Source organism: Streptomyces sp. SAS_272 (assembly GCF_052543235.1).
Genome location: NZ_JBMNDR010000147.1, coordinates 1 through 1,952, shown reverse-complemented (window position 1 = coordinate 1,952; position 1,952 = coordinate 1). Strand labels below are relative to the sequence as shown.

At 75.8% G+C, this 1,952-nt stretch carries 2 protein-coding genes; one reads left to right on the top strand and one right to left on the bottom strand.

From position 1 onward, the window contains the following. The coding region (locus ACN6LD_RS40620; RefSeq protein WP_458576036.1) for an RNA polymerase sigma factor at positions 1-532 on the top strand (532 nt) is incomplete at its 5' end. Between the two features lie 178 nt (positions 533-710). Here the strand turns inward: ACN6LD_RS40620 and ACN6LD_RS40615 are convergent. After that, positions 711-1,712 (bottom strand): hypothetical protein, encoded by a 1,002-nt coding sequence (locus ACN6LD_RS40615; RefSeq protein ID WP_445045781.1) that lies wholly within the window; start codon positions 1,710-1,712, stop codon positions 711-713. Positions 1,713-1,952: the final 240 nt, after the last annotated feature.

The window sequence follows — 1,952 nt, the reverse complement described above, 5'->3', positions numbered from 1 at the left end:
CCCCCCCCTCTCCTCCCCCCCCCCCCCCCCCACCGGCCCGGACGGCGAACTCGTCCCGCTCGCCGAGCAGGACCGCGGCCGGTGGGACACAGCCGCGATCGCCGAGGGCGTCTCGCTGATCACCGCCGCCCTGCCGCGGGGGCCGGTCGGCCCGTACCAGGTGCAGGCGGCGATCGCAGCCGTCCACGACGAGGCGCCTACCGCGGCCGAGACCGACTGGCCGCAGATCCTCGCCCTGTACGGGGTGCTCGCCCGTATCTCCGACAACCCGTTGATCGTCCTGAACCGGGCGGTCGCCGTCGCCATGGTGGACGGCCCGGCAGCCGGCCTCACCCTGCTCGCCGACCCGCCGCCCGCGCTCACCCGCCACCACCGGCTCTACGCGGTCCGCGCCCATCTGCACGAACTCGCCGGGGACCGGGAGGCCGCCGTCGCCGACTACCGCACCGCCGCCCGCCGCACCGCCAGCCTCCCGGAACGGCACCACCTGAGCCTGTGCGCCGCCCGACTGGCCGCGCAGGGGGGAAGCTGAGCCACGCGCGGCAGGACGGCTGCTGACGCCGGCGGAGCCGTTCGCCGGAGACCGCAGGCGAAGCGGACCGCGTCGGTCGAGCCGAGTCCACGCGAGCAACCCGCACCGCCCCCGGCGCACCGGGCGGAATCCGCCGTCCGTCCGCGAGACGTCGGGCGGGACGCGGGGCCGCCCGGTCTCAGTCGGGCAGGCCGAGATCATTGGTCTGGTCGCTCGTCGAAGGACCGGTGGCCCGCCACTGCGCGGGACTCAGCAGACGGGTCCGCGAGGCCAGCCGGCGCAGGGCGTCGACCGCGCCCCGGTCGAGCGCCGCACCGCTGTAGCCCACGTACGCGACGACGCCGGGCGCCGGTTCCCAGGCCAGTGCGCCGTTGCCGCCGAACGCCGAGGTGACGACCGCGGGCCTGCCGTGCACGGTCCCCGCCGGCTGGGCGCCGGTGGCGTACAGCGCGTCTTCGAAGCCACCGCCTCGGGCCACGCCGGTGAAGGTCAGGCCGCCCGAGAGCTCGTCGACCTCCCCTGTCGCGCGGGAGCCGTAACGGGTCTCGTTCAGCTGGGCAGGCCACAGGGCGCCCGTGGCCGCCACGGACAGTCCGCGCGGGACTTCGACGCGGGGACGGCCGGAGGCGACACGGGTGGCCGCCGCGACGGCGATCAGCTCCGACTGCGGCAGATCACCCCGGACCCGGGCGTACGAGCCTTCGACCGGCCAGACGACCTCCCGGGCCAGGGCCCTCCCGGACACGCCGCCGACCCGGATCGGACGACCCCCTGACGGTGCCGCCACGGGAAAGGTGACCACCGCGCCGTGCCGTCCCAGTGCCCCGCTTCCGTCCGTGCGCCGCAGGACCACGGTCAACGGTCCTGTGCCGGCTGCGCGGTCACGCCTGATCGACGTCCCGCCCCGAGGCAGCGGCAGTCCGGCGATCACCAGGCCGGGCGTCTGTCCCGCGGTGACAGGCGCGTCCGGGCCAGGGGGAAACGCGGCCCCGGAGGACGCCGAGGACGCCGCCGCCGACGGGCTCTCGGGTGCCCGTGGGCGCTGATCGTCGGGTCCGTTCAGAGCCACGATCCCGATGACGACCGCGGCGGACGACACCACGGCCGCGGCCGCGGCGATCAGCCGGCGCGACGGCCTCCAGGGCGGTCGGTCCGGGCCGTTGCTCAGTAAGTCCCCCATGACCGCAGTCTTCCCCACCCACCGGAGCGGAAGACACCCGTCCCTCTCGGATGCTGTTCAGCGCAGCTCCCGCCCGGCCTGCGACCCGCCCCCTCGACGTCCTGGCGTGCGCCGCCGAAGCGGCCTGTCGCCGAAGGGACGCCCCCGTTATGTTGTTCGCGGTCCTGCAATGGGGCCGCTGGCCTCCGGGCCCGGTATGACTGTGTCCCCTCTGTCGATCGGATGACCTGGGGGGTGGTG

Excerpts from the sequence above, each read along its gene's own strand:
- ACN6LD_RS40615 (WP_445045781.1), bottom strand. The coding sequence starts at position 1,712 with ATGGGGGACTTACTGAGCAACGGCCCGGACCGACCGCCCTGGAGGCCG.